Here is a 16852-nt window from a genome sequence, read left to right as displayed (position 1 = left end):
CCATCCCTGCAACCGCAACCCATACCCCGCAACCGGGGAAAGGAAAGATGAAAATGAAACCCTCAATGAACAAACGCCCCCTCAGAAGCGGGTTGCAAAGGTACACCATTATCCGTTATTTGCAACAGCTGCTAACGAATATTGTTTGCTAATTTTCGTTATGTGTTATGAATCAGTGAGAAAAAATAAACAGACTCTTTGGTATTATCAAAACCTACAGCGGTAACTGACCAGGAATAGTTGTATTTTTACCGCCGGATCAAAAATCAACAGCATTGGAACTCCTTTATTATATAGATCTGTTGGGGACCATGGTATTTGCTATTTCCGGAGCAATGGCCGCGATGCGGCAAAACATCGATTTGTTCGGAGCGGTATTTACCGGTTTTGTCACCGCGATAGGGGGCGGGAGCCTCCGGGATATTTTCCTCGATCTACGGCCAGTATGGGTAGATGATGGAAATTACCTCTTGGCAATACTGACAGGAGTTCTTATTGCCGTCCTGTCGCAGGGCGTGTTGCGCCGCTTGTCGCGTACCCTGTTTTTGTTTGATGCCTTGGGCATTGGATTCTTTACGGTAGTAGGTGTGCAGAAATCATTGGCATACGATAGCAGTGCCATTGCCGCAGTGGTGTTAGGTATGTTCTCCGCTGTGATGGGAGGCGTCACACGCGATACGTTATTGAATGAGACCCCATTGATTTTCCGGCGGGAAATTTACGCTACCGCATGTCTATTGGGTGCCATTTTGTTTGCTACGCTCGACTCATTCGGCGTAAGCTATAATCTCAATGCCTCATTAAGTGTAATCACGGTTGTTGTAATCCGTGTCGTCGCGGTACGATACCGTTTAGTGTTACCAATCGTTGGGGGCTGAGTGCGTTTTGGCTACCGTTTCCGTTTTAATGAAGGGAATTTCATTTTGTAATCCACATCAACCTGCCCCCTTGATATCGCATCCAGCTTACTTTTAATCATCGCCTTGCGAAGAGGACTCAGCTTATCTGTAAAGAGTTTGCCTTCAATATGGTCATATTCATGTTGGATGATTCGGGCAACCAACCCGCCAAACTCATCTTCGTGTTCTACCCAATTTTCATCAACATAGCGGATACGGATTGTAGGGTACCGGCTTATATCTTCCCTGATATCGGGAATACTGAGGCACCCCTCGCTGAACAGCCATTTTTCGCCATCTTCGTCCAGCATCTCGGCATTGATGAAGACTTTCTTGAAATCTTTGAGTCCTGGTTCGTCTTCTTCGTAAGGACTGGCGTCAACAATGAAGAGACGTATGGAGCGGCCAATCTGCGGCGCGGCCAACCCTACACCATGGGCACCGTACATGGTTTCAAACATATCGGCTATCAATTGCTGTAAGTCCGGATAGTCTTTCCCGATTGTTTCGCCTTTTCGTTTCAGGATGGGGTCGCCGTATGAGATAATGGGTAATTTCATCAAAAAATAATTCGTTTCACTATAACAGTCCTACATGACCTGCTTTCCGCCATCCAATTGCAGAATATATGATGCTGCAGGTTTCGCGATACAAAGGTAATGATTTTATAGAAAAAGCTTATCTTTGGTTATGCCTGAGAAAATGTCAGACAAGACAGTCTTTTCCCTCTTAGAGGTCGCCCGTAGTGTTCAAAAAACTATTGCCAATCGCTATAAAAGCGTGTATTGGGTAAAAGCGGAAATGAATAAACTCAACCATTATTCCCATTCAGGGCATTGTTATCCGGAGTTGGTTGAGAAGCGGGAGGGGCAGGTTGTTGCCGAAATGCGGTCTGTTCTTTGGAGACCCGACTATGAGCGCATCAATCGCCAATTTATCGAAACCACCAAGGAGCCCCTGAAAAATGGGATCACCATTTTGTTCCAAGCCACCGTATCGTACGATCCGCGCTACGGCCTCACCTTGCGTATTTTGGACATCGATCCCGTGCATACCCTCGGCGAACTACAGCGGGAAAAAATGGAGAGTATCAATCGGCTGAAAAGGGAGGGGATCTTTGGAGCTAATAAGTCTCTGTCATTCCCTTTGGTGCCAAAACGGCTAGCGGTCATATCTGTCGAAAGCAGTAAAGGGTATGCTGATTTCCTGAAAATTTTGCAACATAATCCTTGGGGTTATCGTTTCGAGCAAACGCTTTTTCCAGCGTTGCTTCAAGGCGATAAGTCGGTGCCGGCTATTATCGGGCAGTTGGAAAATATCATGCAACAGCGGCATGAATATGACGTGGCGGCTATCATCCGTGGTGGCGGTGGTGACGTTGGTTTGTCAAGCTACAATAATTATTTGTTGGCTGCTAGTATTGCCAAATTCCCAATACCCGTACTTACCGGTATCGGCCATTCTACGAATGAGACTGTCAGCGAAATGGTAGCGTATCAAAATGCCATCACGCCCAGCGAACTGGCCGACTTCCTGATCCAGCGGTTCCATCAATTTGCTGGGCCTATAAACCGAGCCCAAGAAACCATTGCGCAAAAGGCCATGCAATTACTGTCGCAGGAGCGCAGTACCCTCAATGATACGGTCCGTTACTTTCGCCTAAATAGTATCCACCTAGTGAGCCGCCAACAGAAAGCACTTGAGTATAGCACTGTGAGGTTGGGCATGATTGGCACTGCTTCTTTGAGGCACGGCCGGCAGCAAGTGCAGCATTGGACGCAAACCCTCAACGTTACCACACGCACGCGGCTCAAAGATATACAGGCAGATCTGGTGTCTGCCGAAAAGACAGTACGCCTATTAGATCCCCAGCAGATACTCCAACGCGGCTACAGTATTACTCGCTTCAATGGAAAGGCATTGAAGACCGTAGAATCCGTAAAGGAAGGTGACGTGGTGGAAACGGTTTTGGCCTGGGGCAGCATGACCAGTAAAATCGATAAACTAAAACCAGTGGACAATGGATAATCAATACACCTATACCGATGCCTTTGAAGAGCTGCAGGCCATTGTGTCTGAAATCGAACAGGGGGAAATATCGGTCGATGAGCTTTCGGAGAAGGTGAGACGCGCTACGCTCCTAATCAACGTATGTAAAGCCAAGTTGACGGCGACAGAGACCGAAGTAAATGATATATTGGCTAGCCTGTCGGACGAATCCGATACACCTGCGGACGGAAGCGGATAGGTCACCCTAGCTCGGACTTCAGCTGGTCCATATCCAGTTCGTTTTCCCAACGTGCCACCACCAATGTCGCTGCCGTATTGCCAATTACATTTGTCAGTGCGCGGGCCTCGCTCATAAACCGGTCGATGCCGAAAATCAGGGCTACCGATTCAACAGGCATGTGACCCACAATGGGCAGCGTCGCGGCGAGGATGATGAAGCCGCTTCCTGTTACTCCCGCCGCACCATTGGAGGTGATGGTGAGTACAAACAGTAAAAATAACTGTTCCATTAGGTTCATCGGCATATCCAAGGCCTGTGAGAGAAAAATGGCAGCCATCGTGAGGTATATGGTCGTGCCATCGAGGTTGAATGAGTATCCCGTGGGTATGGTGAGGCCCACCACCGGCTTCGAGCAACCCATCCGTTCCAGTTTCTGCATGATGACAGGGAGGACCGATTCTGAAGATGATGTGCCGAGTACTACCAGCAGCTCTTCTTTGATGTAGCGCAGCATTTTAAATATGCTGATGCCATAATATTTCAGGAATAGCCCTACAGCTACGAAGATGTAAAGCAAACATGTGACATAAAAACACAGCATCAGCATTCCCAGCGATGAAAGTGAACTGACACCATATTTCCCGATGGTAAAACCCATAGCTCCCATGGCCCCGATGGGGGCCACTTTCATGATCATCTTAATCACAGCAAATAGGCCGTCTAGAAAAGATTGCATCACGCGGATCACAGGTTCCGCACGATTGCCGATTTTCGACAGACCATACCCAAATAGCACGGCGAAGAAAAGCACCTGCAACAGGTTGCCGGATGCAAGCGCACCGAAAACATTTTCGGGAATGATGTCCAGTAAGAAATCCTTGATGCCTTCTTGGTGTTCGCCTTGTGTGATGTATGATGATACTTCTTTGGTGTCAAGGGTTTTAGGGTCTACATGCATTCCCTCTCCTGGCTTAACCAAATTGATTACCATTACACCAAGCAGCATAGCAGCCATGGTAGAGAGCTGGAAATAAAGTAATGCCTTTACGCCGACCTTACCGATTTTCTTCACGTCTTCCATCCCCGCGATACCCAACACGATACTGCAGAAAATCAATGGTGCGATCACCATCTTTATCAGCTTGATGAACCCGTCGCCCAGTGGCTTCAGTTGTACTCCCAGGGCTGGATAGAAATGACCGATCAGGATACCGATAATGATGGCGACGACTACCTGGAAATAGAGTAGGTTGAAAAGCTTTTTTATCTTCATTGGGGGATTCCTCCAAGGAATACGTTACGCACGGTGTAGTTACTGTCGAAAACGGCTAAATTGGCAGTGGCCCCCGGCGCTATTTGCCCTAGGTCATCAGCACCGATGAGTGCTGCCGGATAGGAGGTGGCCATACGCAGCGCCTCCTCCAATGGAATCCCGACTTGGCGCACGCAGTTGGCCACAGCTTGCATCATGGTGAGTGCTGATCCTGATAGCGTGCCGTCTGGCAGGGTGTAGCGGTCGCCAGTAAATATATGGGTATACGTGCCGGTATCCGCGGGTGCCACGGCATCCGTAATCAAAAACAGCCGATCGGCCAATAGTCGCTTGCTTATAGCTACCGTTTGGTAATCCACGTGTATGCCGTCGACGATAATACTCGCCTTAGCAGTCTCCGATTGGAAAGTTGCTCCGGGTAATCCGGGATCGCGGTGGTGGAATGGAGACATCGCATTGAAAAAATGGGTAACTGCCTGTATTCCCTTTCCGAACCCATGCATGGCCTCACCAAACGTAGCGTTACTATGGCCTGCTGATAAGATCAGGCCGTGGTTTAATAATAACTCGATTGTGTCGTCGTCAAACCGCTCGGGTGCGATGGTCATCATCCGTAGGCTCGTGCCCGCACGGTCCAATAATGAACTGATGGCTGATTTTTCCGGTTCTTGTATAAAGGCCGTGGGGTGTGCCCCCCGTTTTTCAGGATTGAGGTAAGGCCCCTCCAGATGCAACCCGAGCAGCGCAGGGTGCTGGTAGCCCCGCAAGGTGTCCAGCGCCTTGTTTACCACGTCCATCGGATTGGTGGCTATGGTAATCATGAAACTCGTGGTACCCGATTTCACCAAAGCTGTTGCGATTTCATCCAATGCCGATGCTGTCGGATCCGCGGAAAATAATCGACTTCCCCCGCCGTATAGTTGTAAATCCACAAAGCCAGGCACCACATAGCCACCCAAAGCATCCACCACTTCCGCCTGTGCCGGAATGTCAGCTACGGGGATTACACCTGTGATCCGAGGCCCCGATAGCAATACGGCATGACCATCGATCAACCGGTCATCAGCGAATATGGTCCCGTTAGTGATTGCAATAGGTGTTTCAGCCATTAGTCTTATCTGCTCTTTTGGTCACTATCCTGCTTTATCGGGGTAATAATACAAATTTCTTTAAAATATTCTATCTTTACCCCTTTAAATAAACCGCTTATACCATGTTGAAGGAAGAACGGCAGGCTTTTATCATTCATCAGATCAATTTGCATAACAAGGTACTCTCGTCAGACCTCAGCGTCCAGCTCAGTGTTTCGGAAGATACCATCAGGCGTGACTTAAATGAATTGGCCGAAAATGGGAAGGTGTTGAAGGTGTATGGCGGAGCACTATCCAAGTCGTTCCAATACCCGTTTAAGGAGAACAATGTGTATGCTCGCGATTCGAAGAAGCAAATCGCAAGCAAGGCGATTAAGTTGCTCCAGAATGGGATGACCGTGCTTGCCGGGGGTGGAACCACCATGCTTGAGTTGGCCCGGATTGTGCCGGAGAGCCTCCAGTGTACATTTTTCACCATTAGCCCATTGGTGGCACTCGAATTGGCCGAGCGTACCAACGCCGATGTTATCCTTATCGGCGGTAAGCTTTCGCGAAATACCAATATCAGTATCGGGTCGCAAGTAATCAACCAACTTTCTGAGATCCGTGTCGACCTATGTTTGTTGGGTACGAATAGCCTTTCAGTAGAAGACGGTGTCACCGATTCCGATTGGGAAGTCGTGCAGATTAAAAAGGCGATGATCCGGTGCTCCAGTAAAACAGCTATCCTGAGCATCGCGGAAAAACTCAATTCTGTACAGAAAATGAAGGTGTGCAGCCTCAACGCCATTTCCTATTTAGTAACAGATCTCGAGCCGACACATGCTAGCTTGGCAGGTTTCAGCAAGGTGGTGGAAGTCGTCTAGCCGGCCAGTTTGATGAAGATCCCATCATTACCCGGTTTCGATCCAGAAGCGTTTAATAAGTATTTCAAGAATGCTGGGTGGCTGATGGTGGCCCGCGTGGGTACGATTTTCATCAAAATGGTGGTGACTGCCATTATTATCCCCAATTATTTGGGTAGCAGCCTGAATGGTGAATTGAATTATCCGCTGGTATTGGTGTCTTTCTTTGCCGCAGCTTGCGCGCTTGGCATGGATAGTTTTGTGACCCGCCAGCTGTTGCAGCAACCCGGAAAGGAAAACACGATACTGGGTACCGCATTCCGACTGCGGCTAGTAGCATCTATCATTGCACTCCCACTGATTTATTTAACTTATCTATTGATCTGTTATTATACCCCAGGGCCACCGGCGGCACCGTTCCAGTATATCGTTATCGTGTCGTTTGTTTGCCTTTTCCAGTCGGTAAATATCATTGACTGTTTTTTTCAGGCCAGGGTACAGGGCCGCTATATTATGTTTATCCAAGTGGGGGCCAACCTGCTTTCGGCGCTTTTAAAGCTAGCACTTGTCTTTTGGCAGGCTTCCGTAGGCTGGTTCGTCTGGGCGCTCTTGCTCGATGCAGTTTTTCTGGCAGCTGGATACCTGTGTTATTACGAGTTACGGGGCAATCGCGTGATTAACTGGCGTTTTGACCGCAGCATGGCCAAGCACCTGCTCCATTACTCATGGCCTCTTGCTTTTTCTTCTGTTGCAGTTATTTTATATATGAAAATCGACCAGTTGATGCTTGATGCTTATTTGGGCAAAGCTGTGTTCGGGGTATACGATACCGTGGTGAAGTTGAGCGAGGGTTGGTATTTTATTCCGATGGCAATCGTCACGGCGCTTTTCCCGGCTATTATGAATGCCCGCCGGGATGACCCTGCACGTTACCGGCGACGGTTGCAGCACCTGTATGAGCTGATGACAGTAATAAGTACCGCCATAGCAGTGGTCACCACATTGGTGGCACCTTTTATTTACCGTATGTTTTATTCGGCCGAATATGCCGCCGGTGCGCCGGTGCTCACGGTACATATTTGGGCGGGCGTGTTTATGTTCCTTTATGTGGCTACAGGCCAATACCTGCTTGCAGAAGGCTATACCCGTATTTCGTTGGCACGGGCGGTATCCGGTGCAGTGATTAACGTCGCACTGAACAGCTGGTGGATTCCCGAATATGGCATGATTGGTGCTGCTTATGCCACATTGGTTACTTACGCGAGTACCGCGCTATTTATTATTTTCGTACCCAAAACAAGGGCACAGGGATGGCTGATGCTCGAAGCACTATTTTTTATTCCCACCATCCGGCGGTTAGTTAAACGATAAGTTGAAGCAAAAACATGCCAAAAATTATTTTCGATACGTCAATAGGTAGCACCAATCTCGGTGATCACATCATTATGGAGGCCGTCGACCAAATTTCAGACGAGCTGTTCGGGGACGATTTCGTGATCAATGTGCCTACCCATTTTTCCATCCATCCAAAGGATATTTACAAGCTCCGCAAGTACGATACGGGTATCGTGGGCGGGACCAATCTATTGAAGAATAATACCCTTTGGAAAAGCCAATGGAAAGTGGGTGTCAAAGACTTGTTTGTTTTGTGGCATAAGGTCGTATTGCTTGGAGTAGGGTGGTGGCAATACCAGGATAGACCGGTTTCGGCATACTCGAGGATGATGTATAAATCATTGTTTTCCAAGCGGTATATCCACGCAGTGAGGGATAATTATACCCTCCGGAAGCTCGGTGAAATGGGAATCAAGAATGTGGTCAATACCGGTTGCCCAACGGTGTGGAATCTGGATGAACCGCATTGCTCGCAAATCAACCCTAAAAAACGTGATACGGTAATTACCACTATCACTGATTATAAACGCGACCCCGACCTGGATCGGCGGATGTTTGAGATTTTAAAAACACATTACCAAGCGGTGTACGTATGGGTACAGGGATCGAAGGACCGGGCATATATCGAGAGTCTGACCTCCGACGTCCGGTATGTCGCGCCGAAATTGTCTGCATTCGATGCGTTCTTAGAGAAAGAAGCCTGTGAATACGTAGGTACACGCTTACATGCCGGTATCCGAGCACTGCAAAAGAAACGTAAGGCTATTATCATCGGTATCGATAACCGAGCCCTTGAAATGCGGAATGATATCGGGCTGAATGTGCTTGAACGCCAGCGCATCGATTTGCTGGAGGAGAAAATACACGAGGAAATGAGCGTTAAATTGTATCTTGATACCGATGCGATACAACGCTGGAAAACACAATTCAAATCACAATAATAATGGCAGCGGTAGCGAAGCTGAAGCAACTATATAACGAATCCTTATTTCAACCCACCCTTTTTGGGCTGTTTTTCAATCCGTTCTTTATTATCCGTCGGGGGTTGTACCGGGCTGTATATCAGTTTCGCAGTCGCATGGCGGGTAAAATGCTTGATTTTGGGTGTGGCAGTAAACCTTATAAAGCACTGTTCTCCGTGTCAGAATACGTGGGCACAGACATCAAAATCAGCGGGCACGACCATCGTCACGAACAGATCGATGTCTACTACGATGGGGAAACGCTGCCCTTCGGTGATGAATCGTTCGACAGTATCTTTTCGAGCGAAGTATTTGAGCATGTCTTTAACCTCTCCCAGATTCTCGACGAATTATACCGGGTGCTTAAGCCCGGGGGGCACATGCTAATAACGGTGCCCTTTGTTTGGGATGAACATGAAATCCCGTATGATTTTGCGCGCTACACCTCTTTCGGCTTAAAACATATCTTTCAAGAAAAGGGATTCGTGGTGGTGGAAGAAAAAAAGACAACCGATTATGTAAGTACTATCTTTCAAATGTGGGCAGCCTACATATATCAACATATTTTTCCGCAGCATAAAGTGATTCGAATCGCGCTCACACCGTTATTTGTTACCCCCATCACCCTTTGCGGATTGTTGTTTTCTGCCATTTTACCTAAGAACAAGAATTTTTTCCATAATAACGTGATGGTCTTGCAAAAGCCGTTAAGCCATACTGATATTTGAGGGATAATGGATAAAATACCGTCACCTGTGCTCACCGTTATTACCGTTGTTTATAACAACATAGAAGGCATCGAACGCACCCTTTTATCAGTCATCAACCAAACGTATCGGTATATCGAGTATATCGTTATCGACGGTGGGTCTACCGACGGTACGCTTGACGTCATTAACCGATACGGCGGCCAAATCACCCGGCTGATAAGTGAACCCGACAAAGGCATATATGACGCGATGAACAAAGGGTTGGCAATCGCAACGGGCGATTACGTGCTGTTTATGAATTCAGGTGATGAAATTTATTCATCCGATACGGTTGCACAGGTGTTTGCTACGGCCCACGACGCAGATATTTACTATGGTGAAACGGAAATGTTCGATGCCAACTGGCAATCGCTTGGTTTACGGCGGCACGCAATCCCCGAACAATTCAATTGGAAAAGCTTCCGCTATGGCATGAATATCAGCCACCAAGCAATCTACATACGGCGTAGCCTTGCCCAGCCGTATGATTTGCGCTATCAGCTAAGCGCAGATATCGATTGGGTGATCCGCGCCGCAAACGCGGCCACCAAAATTGTAAATACAAAACGTATCGTAGCTAAATATTTGGTAGGAGGGATGTCGAAACAACGGCATTGGCAGAGTTTGAAGGAACGCTTCAGGATTTTCAATAGACATTATGGTTTCCTGCCGAATGTCATCAACCACCTCGTTATTGCATTCAGGTTGGTCACCTATTACATACGATATGGCAAGACCAACGACTAATTGTGAACTATGACTCCCGAAGAAACCATGCAGCGCTTAGTAACCACCCAAATGCCTTTTGGTAAGTATAAAGGTACACTGATTTGTAACCTCCCGGAAGCCTACTTGGTATGGTTTCATCAAAAAGGGTTTCCCAAAGGCAGTCTCGGCATGTTATTGGCTACCATGCATGAAATCAAGCTGAATGGGTTGGAATACCTTCTTGCTCCCCTCCGAAGCAAAAGTAACCCGTGATACGATGGGCGGTACTCCCTAACCGTGTACCATTCACACTAATTCGGTAAAAAGTACCATAACTCATGGGTATGTTACCAGTCGGATTGCGTGACTTCCCGTACCTTTGCAGGAAAAAGAAGAGGTAGTTAACGTGGAAAACAAGATAGAAAAAGAAGAAGCACCATCCCAAATCAAAGCAGCTTTGCAAGCCAGGTGTCCGAGATGTAGGGACGGAAAAATGTTTATCGGTAAAACCTATGCATTGAAGGCACAGAAGATGAATGAGACATGCCCCTCATGCGGATTACGTTTCGAGCGGGAGCCGGGCTATTTCTACGTTGCTATGTTTGTGAGTTATGCCCTGGCAATGGCCGAAATGATCGCAGCTTGTGTTGGTTTTTATATTATTACAGGCTACATGGAGGGCCCCTGGCCGTATCTTATTGCGACTATCGGTACCGTGATCTTGCTCTCACCGATCAACTATCGCTATTCACGGGTCATTTTGATGTATTGGCTTACCCCCGGTATGGAATACCAGCCGCAACAAGAGCGGACTTTGGTTGAAAAACCATAAAAAATCACTATACTTACGGCCCATGACTCGTCAGGGCTACCCGGTATACGATATTACAGGATTGGCTGATTTCCAATCTGATATATTGGTGGGTCCTTTTGCGCCCTATGTCGGCCAGCACCAAAAGCTTCATAAAGCCCACCGGCATAGTTTCTATCACTTGGTATACTTCACAACAGGGGCGGGCTATCATACCATTGATTTCGATCGTTTTGAAGTGCAGCCCTTCCAACTTTACGCCATGGTGCCGGGTCAGGTGCATCGGTGGGATTTCAATGGTGAGGTGGATGGCTACGTCCTCAATTTCTCGCCGTCATTCTTCCATCCTTTTCTGCTTCGCTCCGACTACATTGACGAATTCCCTTTTTTCCAGGGGCAAGCCCGGCAGTCAGTTTTGGCGATTCCCGAAAACATGCGTGCCGGCGTGGTTGATCTATTCAAGGAAATGATCACGCTCACACCGTCGGCCACGGTGCTCAACCTCGACAAGCTCCGTGTGCTAGCCCTCAAGTTGTTCTTAGATCTGGCAACCTTGCAGGAGCCTGCAAAGCCCACCCCGCTTTCACATAATGCGGTGTTACTCCGCAACTTTAGGAAACTCGTAGAAAAACATTATGCGGACCTCCGCTTGCCGAAAGACTACGCGGCATTACTCCATGTCACACCTAATTACCTCAATGCCGTATCCTCGGAGTTACTCGGGCAATCGGCGGGAGCGGTGATACGCGACCGAGTGATATTGGAAGCAAAGCGGCTCTTGGTAAATCCAGAGCGCTCCATAGCTGCCATAGCCGATATGCTCAACTTCAAAGACAATTCGTATTTCAGCAAGTTTTTTAAGAAATATACCCACACCACCCCGGAGGCCTTCCGGAAAAGTATGGGTTGAAGCCTCGTAGCCGTCCCGGCAGCTACCGCGGAGGTTAATCCCTTCTATTTGTGCCGAAAAGGCTGTTCAATAACAGCTGTATCAGCGCTACGATAATTGCAAATACCGCCGCCCACCAGAAATTTGACACCTCGAACTTACTGCCCATGAAATAGCTGGTAAGCTGCACCATCAATACCGAAATGATGAATGAAATAAGCCCTAATGTAAGCAGGTTGAGGGGTAGGGTGAATATACGGAGTACGGTACCCAACGTAGCATTCACAAGAGCAATGATGAGTCCGGCGATAATCGCCCAGCCGAATCCGGCAATGGTCACCGCTGAATCGGGGAGGATCAGGGCTGCTAGAAAAATAGCCAGCCCTGTGAGTAGTACGTCAATGATAAAGCGCATAATGATATTTGTTTTATACTAGCTGAATACGAATATCGGTAAATTGTTTGGATTGCCGCAAAAAATTAGCCGGGCCCGCCACATTAATTGCCAGAAAAATGCTTATCTTCGCACTATCATTTAGGGGTGCCTTGTTTGTACCAACAAACACAAATAAAGGCTGAGATCATACCCATCCCGATGTATCGGGAGCACCTGATCCGGATAATGCCGGCGTAGGGAGGTAAGTTAAATAATTACGCTGCTATGAACCCCTTATAGCGGTTGTGTTTAACTAAAATTACAAATTATCAAAATGATTAAAAAATCAATCGCAGGGATTGCGTTTTTCATGTATGTTGCTATGGCTGTCGCCATAGCACAACACACCGTCACCGTCACTGTCGTAGAAGCAGAAAGCCGCCGGCCATTGCCCGGCGCGTCGATACATCTCCACGGAACAATCTACCAAGGGAAGTCTGATGCCGGAGGAATGGTAATTATCCGTAATATTAAAGAGGGCAATTACACCATCACCGTGAGCTATTTGGGTTACCAAACACAACAGAAGCACTTTACACTCACCGGTAATCAACAGGTCGACATACTATTGCATCGCACAACGTTGTTGACCGATGAGGTGGTTGTCCAGGCAACACGCGCCACCGAAAATACAGCGACCACCTATAAGAATATTAGCAAGGCCGATATTGCCAAAAGTAATGTAGGACAGGATATCCCGTTCCTACTCGACCAAACACCGGGTGTGGTTATTTCATCGGATGCCGGTGCCGGTATCGGATATACCAGTATGCGTATCCGCGGTAGCGATGCGCAACGCACCAATGTGACTGTCAACGGCATTCCACTCAATGACGCAGAAAGCTTGGGCTCCTTTTTTATCAACCTGCCCGATTTTGCCTCTTCGGTGGATAATATCCAGATCCAACGTGGTGTAGGCACCTCTACCAATGGCGCCGGTGCATTCGGTGCCAGCCTCAACATCCAAACCAATACACTCAATGAAGAGGCTTACGCCGAACTCGACCAGTCTATCGGGTCATACCGTTCATTGAAAAATACCATCCGGCTCGGCACCGGCCTTATCGATGGCAATTTCAGCTTCGACGGGCGCTTATCGCGTATCAGTAGCGATGGTTATATCGACCGCGCCACGTCTAATCTCCAATCCTTCTACCTCTCCGGTGCATGGCATGGCGCAAACAGCCTGCTTCGTGCCAATGTATTCGGTGGCAAAGAGAAAACTTACCAGGCGTGGTACGGTACACCCGAATCGAGACTTACCGGAGACGTGGCGGCGATGGAAGCCTATGCAGCAGACGACGGCCTGACAACCGAAGAAACTGAAAACTTACTCAATTCCGATCGGCGGTATAATAAGTACCTCTATGATAACGAAACCGACAACTATCAGCAGACGCATTACCAGTTACTGTTTTCATCGGCAATTGCCGACAGGCTTACACTGAATACCGCACTGCATTACACCCGGGGCAAAGGGTACTATGAACAATTCCGAAATCAAGATGAGTATATCGACTATGGCCTGTCGCCCATCGTCGTGAATGGACAGGCCATCACGGAAACCGATTTGGTTCGTCAGCGGTGGCTAGACAACCATTTTTATGGAATGACCTATTCTTTCGTGTACAAAAACACCGACGGACTTGAACTGACTTGGGGTGGTGCGTACAACCGCTACGAAGGTGGGCATTACGGCGATATCGTGTGGTCTGAATACCCTTTGTTTACCGCAGGGGGATACCCACTGCATACCGATGGTGGGTTCGGCACCGCTTATCGGTATTACAATGGCGATGCTACCAAAGCGGACTTAAATACTTATTTGAAGGCATCATACCGATTGGATAAGTTCTCGCTGTTTGCAGATGTGCAATACCGGCGGATTGATTATGCAATCACCGGTATCGATCACGACCTGCGTGATCTTACTCAAGATGCATTGTTCAATTTCTTCAACCCAAAAGTCGGGATTACCTACCAGTTGTCTGCGGCCAGCAACCTGTATGCATCCTACGCTGTGGCCAATAAGGAACCGGTCCGGAGTGACTTTACCGATTGGCCCATCGAACAGACCCCCAAACCCGAACAGCTGCATGACATCGAGGCCGGTTACCGCGTCCGGTCGCAGCACTTCAACATCGGGCTCAATGGTTACGCGATGTTATATAAAAACCAGTTGGTGCTAACCGGCCAACTCAATGACGTGGGTAGTACCTTAAGGACAAATGTCGACGATAGTTACCGTGTCGGTTTGGAGTTTGATGGACGCTGGGCGCCTAATGCATGGTTTGCGTGGGGTGCAACGGTGGCATATAGTCGGAATAAGATCAAGAACTTCACTGAGATCGTAGGCGATGTGGAGAATTTCCTCCCCACCACCAATATCTCATTTTCTCCCGATTGGGTAGTTTCCAATGAATTGAGCTTTAAACCGTGGAAGCCGTTCGAGCTAGCGTTACTTAGCAAGTACGTTTCCAGACAGTATCTAGACAATACCGGCAATTCCGACCGGAGTATCGATGGTTTTTTCATAAACCATGTTCGGGTAGCCTATCACACACCGCTCTGGAAATTGAAAAATGTCGGTGTTACGCTGTTGGTCAATAATATATTTAATGAGAAATATGCATCGAGTGGATACACCTGGGGTTACTATCTATCTGAAACGGATCGTGTAGACTACAATTTCTATTATCCACAGGCTACAGCCAATTTCTTGCTCGGATTGAATGTTAAGTTTTAGCAATCGCTACCGGGAGCTTATGGCAAATAACGGAAGAACCAAAAAAGCGACTACTGGCATTGATATTGTGCGGAAAATGTCGTTACTTTCAAACAAAAATATTGTTATGCGACATACATCCAAATCAATCGCAGCTATTGCGGTATTATCGTTGGCAATTTCATCATGCGATTCTTCGGTATCTAAAGAGACCACTACTACACCGAGTGACTCTACGTATGCACCGGTAGAAACTAAGGAAGCCAATACAGACTATGCGCCTGCTTTTGAAGGGCAGACCCGGGTGGCAGGAATGAAGACCTTTACGCCTTTTGATGTAAGGGTATTGGCCGAAGGGCTCAACCGGCCGTGGGGTATTGCCAACCTTCCCGACGGTAGGTTGTTGATTTCCCAGAAGGAAGGTACATTCCGCATTGCCACACAAGCAGGCGATCTAAGCGAGGCCATCACGGGGCTCCCACCCGTTAATTCCGAAGGCCAGGGCGGACTGTTGGGTGTCACCATTGATCCGGATTTCGAAAACAACCGTATGGTATATTGGTCTTTTTCACAAGATACCCCCGGGGGTACATTGACGGCGGTAGCCAAAGGCCGGCTGGCCGACGATGAAAAAACAATCGAAAATGCCCAGGTGATATACCAGGCCACGCCGGCACATAAAAGCAATTTGCACTATGGCTCGCGTATTCTATTTGATAAAACGGGAAATATCTTTGTGAGCACCGGTGAACGCTCCGATATTGTGACGAGGCCACAGGCGCAAGACCTCAACTCCGCATTGGGTAAAGTCTTGCGCATTACGCCGGAAGGAAAGCCAGCGCCAAGAAATCCTTTTGAAGGGCGGAGCGATGCCCGCCCCGAGATTTACTCCTATGGCCACCGTAATGTACAGGGATTAGCTTTCCATCCCGTCACAGGCGACCTTTGGGAGGGCGAGTTTGGACCCCGCGGTGGAGATGAAATAAACCGCATCCAACCCGGAAAAAACTACGGCTGGCCCATAATTACCTATGGTATTGAGTATAATGGCAATAAAGTAGGCGATGCAATCCAGCAGCAGGAGGGTATGGAACAGCCGGTTTATTATTGGGACCCCGTGCTTTCGCCGGGTGGGATGACTTTTTTTGCGGGTAATTCAATCCCCGAGTGGGAGAATAATCTTTTCGTCGCCGGCCTAAGCAGCACGCATATTGCCCGATTGGTCATCAGGGATAATAAGGTTGTCGGCGAAGAGCGGCTGTTGGAAGAAGAAGGACAGCGCTTCCGCGATGTACATCAAGGTAAAGATGGGGCCTTGTATGCCGTTACAGATGGCGGCAGGCTCTACCGTATAGCCAAAAAATAGTGCGGGCCGTTATCCAGCGTGTATCGGAAGCATCGTGCACCGTTGAACAGCAGGTTGTCGGTGCTATTGGACAGGGGTTTTTGGTACTGTTGGGTATTGAAGATAGCGATGACGAGAACGATATTCGGTGGCTGGCTCAGAAAATTGCCAATCTCCGTGTATTTGGTGATGAAAATGCATTAATGAACAGGTCGCTGCATGATGTTGGGGGAAATATTCTGTTGATCTCACAGTTCACGCTATTTGCACAGACTAAAAAGGGCAATCGCCCGTCCTTTATCCGCGCAGCAAAGCCTGCTCACGCCGCTCCGCTGTATAAGGCGATGATTGCCGAACTATCCAATCAGTTGGGAAAAGAAATAGCTGTCGGTATTTTTGGTGCAGACATGCAGGTGTCACTCGTTAATGATGGACCGGTGACCATTGTCATGGATACCAAAGACAAGGATAATCATTGAATGGAGATATGAGAC

The 16852-nt window shown here is 48.1% G+C and carries 18 protein-coding genes; 14 read left to right on the top strand and 4 right to left on the bottom strand.

Annotated features, from left to right (window positions below; all coding sequences use genetic code 11):
* Positions 1-275: 275 nt before the first annotated feature.
* Positions 276-878 carry a trimeric intracellular cation channel family protein gene (locus NGM62_RS16755; protein ID WP_262249416.1) on the top strand — a complete coding sequence of 201 codons (603 nt, stop codon included), beginning with the start codon at positions 276-278 and terminating at the stop codon, positions 876-878.
* Between the two features lie 11 nt (positions 879-889).
* Here NGM62_RS16755 and def read toward each other — a convergent pair whose 3' ends face one another.
* A complete protein-coding gene (gene def / locus NGM62_RS16750) occupies positions 890-1459 on the bottom strand; it encodes a peptide deformylase (protein ID WP_262249415.1) in 570 nt (189 codons plus the stop codon).
* 130 nt (positions 1460-1589) lie between these two features.
* On the opposite strand from def, the gene xseA reads away from it, so the two are divergent.
* Entirely contained in the window at positions 1590-2927 is a 1338-nt protein-coding gene (gene xseA / locus NGM62_RS16745; protein WP_262249414.1) for an exodeoxyribonuclease VII large subunit, read from the top strand.
* On the top strand, positions 2920-3147 hold the full coding sequence (gene xseB / locus NGM62_RS16740; RefSeq protein WP_262249413.1) for an exodeoxyribonuclease VII small subunit: 228 nt from the start codon (positions 2920-2922) through the stop codon (positions 3145-3147). Before xseA ends, xseB begins: the two co-directional genes overlap by 8 nt.
* Position 3148: 1 nt before the next feature.
* On the opposite strand, the gene NGM62_RS16735 is transcribed toward xseB, so the two are convergent.
* Together NGM62_RS16735 and nagA are read right to left on the bottom strand one after the other, a co-directional pair.
* The gene (locus tag NGM62_RS16735) at positions 3149-4402 is read right to left on the bottom strand and encodes a dicarboxylate/amino acid:cation symporter (RefSeq protein ID WP_262249412.1); all 1254 of its coding nucleotides are present in this window, start codon (positions 4400-4402) and stop codon (positions 3149-3151) included.
* Entirely contained in the window at positions 4399-5511 is a 1113-nt protein-coding gene (nagA, locus tag NGM62_RS16730; RefSeq protein ID WP_262249411.1) for an N-acetylglucosamine-6-phosphate deacetylase, read from the bottom strand. Before nagA ends, NGM62_RS16735 begins: the two co-directional genes overlap by 4 nt.
* Before the next feature lie 104 nt (positions 5512-5615).
* On the opposite strand from nagA, the gene NGM62_RS16725 reads away from it, so the two are divergent.
* The 8 genes from NGM62_RS16725 to NGM62_RS16690 all read left to right on the top strand — a co-directional run bounded on the left by NGM62_RS16725 (position 5616) and on the right by NGM62_RS16690 (position 11873).
* Entirely contained in the window at positions 5616-6359 is a 744-nt protein-coding gene (locus NGM62_RS16725) for a DeoR/GlpR family DNA-binding transcription regulator (protein WP_262249410.1), read from the top strand.
* Positions 6360-6371: 12 nt separating this feature from the next.
* Positions 6372-7709, top strand: a complete 1338-nt coding sequence (locus tag NGM62_RS16720) for a flippase (protein WP_262249409.1) — start codon at positions 6372-6374, stop codon at positions 7707-7709.
* Positions 7710-7723: 14 nt separating this feature from the next.
* On the top strand, positions 7724-8674 hold the full coding sequence (locus tag NGM62_RS16715; RefSeq protein ID WP_262249408.1) for a polysaccharide pyruvyl transferase family protein: 951 nt from the start codon (positions 7724-7726) through the stop codon (positions 8672-8674).
* Positions 8675-8676: 2 nt separating this feature from the next.
* Positions 8677-9423: a class I SAM-dependent methyltransferase gene (locus tag NGM62_RS16710; RefSeq protein WP_262249407.1), complete on the top strand. Its 747-nt coding sequence runs from the start codon at positions 8677-8679 to the stop codon at positions 9421-9423.
* Positions 9424-9429: 6 nt separating this feature from the next.
* The gene (locus NGM62_RS16705) at positions 9430-10191 is read left to right on the top strand and encodes a glycosyltransferase family 2 protein (RefSeq protein WP_262249406.1); all 762 of its coding nucleotides are present in this window, start codon (positions 9430-9432) and stop codon (positions 10189-10191) included.
* A gap of 9 nt (positions 10192-10200) precedes the next feature.
* The gene (locus tag NGM62_RS16700; RefSeq protein WP_262249405.1) at positions 10201-10425 is read left to right on the top strand and encodes a DUF3820 family protein; all 225 of its coding nucleotides are present in this window, start codon (positions 10201-10203) and stop codon (positions 10423-10425) included.
* A gap of 106 nt (positions 10426-10531) precedes the next feature.
* Positions 10532-10984 carry a DUF983 domain-containing protein gene (locus NGM62_RS16695; protein WP_262249404.1) on the top strand — a complete coding sequence of 151 codons (453 nt, stop codon included), beginning with the start codon at positions 10532-10534 and terminating at the stop codon, positions 10982-10984.
* A gap of 22 nt (positions 10985-11006) precedes the next feature.
* Positions 11007-11873, top strand: coding sequence for a helix-turn-helix domain-containing protein (locus NGM62_RS16690; protein WP_262249403.1), 867 nt, complete (start codon positions 11007-11009; stop codon positions 11871-11873).
* 34 nt (positions 11874-11907) lie between these two features.
* On the opposite strand, the gene NGM62_RS16685 is transcribed toward NGM62_RS16690, so the two are convergent.
* Positions 11908-12267, bottom strand: coding sequence for a phage holin family protein (locus NGM62_RS16685; protein WP_262249402.1), 360 nt, complete (start codon positions 12265-12267; stop codon positions 11908-11910).
* A gap of 295 nt (positions 12268-12562) precedes the next feature.
* Here NGM62_RS16685 and NGM62_RS16680 point away from each other — a divergent pair, with 295 nt between their 5' ends.
* The 3 genes from NGM62_RS16680 (at position 12563) to dtd (ending at position 16837) form a co-directional block, all read left to right on the top strand.
* Entirely contained in the window at positions 12563-15034 is a 2472-nt protein-coding gene (locus NGM62_RS16680) for a TonB-dependent receptor (protein ID WP_262249401.1), read from the top strand.
* Positions 15035-15140: 106 nt separating this feature from the next.
* Positions 15141-16379 (top strand): PQQ-dependent sugar dehydrogenase, encoded by a 1239-nt coding sequence (locus NGM62_RS16675; protein WP_262249400.1) that lies wholly within the window; start codon positions 15141-15143, stop codon positions 16377-16379.
* Positions 16379-16837, top strand: coding sequence for a D-aminoacyl-tRNA deacylase (dtd, locus tag NGM62_RS16670; protein WP_262249399.1), 459 nt, complete (start codon positions 16379-16381; stop codon positions 16835-16837). Before NGM62_RS16675 ends, dtd begins: the two co-directional genes overlap by 1 nt.
* The last annotated feature ends 15 nt before the right edge of the window (positions 16838-16852 follow it).

Origin of the sequence: Parapedobacter soli (assembly GCF_025460835.1) — a bacterium.
Lineage (GTDB): Bacteria > Bacteroidota > Bacteroidia > Sphingobacteriales > Sphingobacteriaceae > Parapedobacter > Parapedobacter soli.
This window is presented reverse-complemented; position numbering and strand designations above follow the sequence as displayed.

Bases quoted from the DNA above. Each gene is read 5' to 3' on its own strand.
- NGM62_RS16690 (WP_262249403.1), top strand. From the start codon at position 11,007: ATGACTCGTCAGGGCTACCCGGTATACGATATTACAGGATTGGCTGAT.
- NGM62_RS16725 (WP_262249410.1), top strand. From the start codon at position 5,616: ATGTTGAAGGAAGAACGGCAGGCTTTTATCATTCATCAGATCAATTTG.
- NGM62_RS16700 (WP_262249405.1), top strand. From the start codon at position 10,201: ATGACTCCCGAAGAAACCATGCAGCGCTTAGTAACCACCCAAATGCCT.
- NGM62_RS16675 (WP_262249400.1), top strand. From the start codon at position 15,141: ATGCGACATACATCCAAATCAATCGCAGCTATTGCGGTATTATCGTTG.
- NGM62_RS16735 (WP_262249412.1), bottom strand. From the start codon at position 4,402: ATGAAGATAAAAAAGCTTTTCAACCTACTCTATTTCCAGGTAGTCGTC.
- xseA (WP_262249414.1), top strand. From the start codon at position 1,590: ATGCCTGAGAAAATGTCAGACAAGACAGTCTTTTCCCTCTTAGAGGTC.
- NGM62_RS16685 (WP_262249402.1), bottom strand. From the start codon at position 12,267: ATGCGCTTTATCATTGACGTACTACTCACAGGGCTGGCTATTTTTCTA.
- NGM62_RS16715 (WP_262249408.1), top strand. From the start codon at position 7,724: ATGCCAAAAATTATTTTCGATACGTCAATAGGTAGCACCAATCTCGGT.
- NGM62_RS16680 (WP_262249401.1), top strand. From the start codon at position 12,563: ATGATTAAAAAATCAATCGCAGGGATTGCGTTTTTCATGTATGTTGCT.
- def (WP_262249415.1), bottom strand. From the start codon at position 1,459: ATGAAATTACCCATTATCTCATACGGCGACCCCATCCTGAAACGAAAA.
- NGM62_RS16710 (WP_262249407.1), top strand. From the start codon at position 8,677: ATGGCAGCGGTAGCGAAGCTGAAGCAACTATATAACGAATCCTTATTT.
- NGM62_RS16720 (WP_262249409.1), top strand. From the start codon at position 6,372: ATGAAGATCCCATCATTACCCGGTTTCGATCCAGAAGCGTTTAATAAG.
- xseB (WP_262249413.1), top strand. From the start codon at position 2,920: ATGGATAATCAATACACCTATACCGATGCCTTTGAAGAGCTGCAGGCC.
- nagA (WP_262249411.1), bottom strand. From the start codon at position 5,511: ATGGCTGAAACACCTATTGCAATCACTAACGGGACCATATTCGCTGAT.
- NGM62_RS16705 (WP_262249406.1), top strand. From the start codon at position 9,430: ATGGATAAAATACCGTCACCTGTGCTCACCGTTATTACCGTTGTTTAT.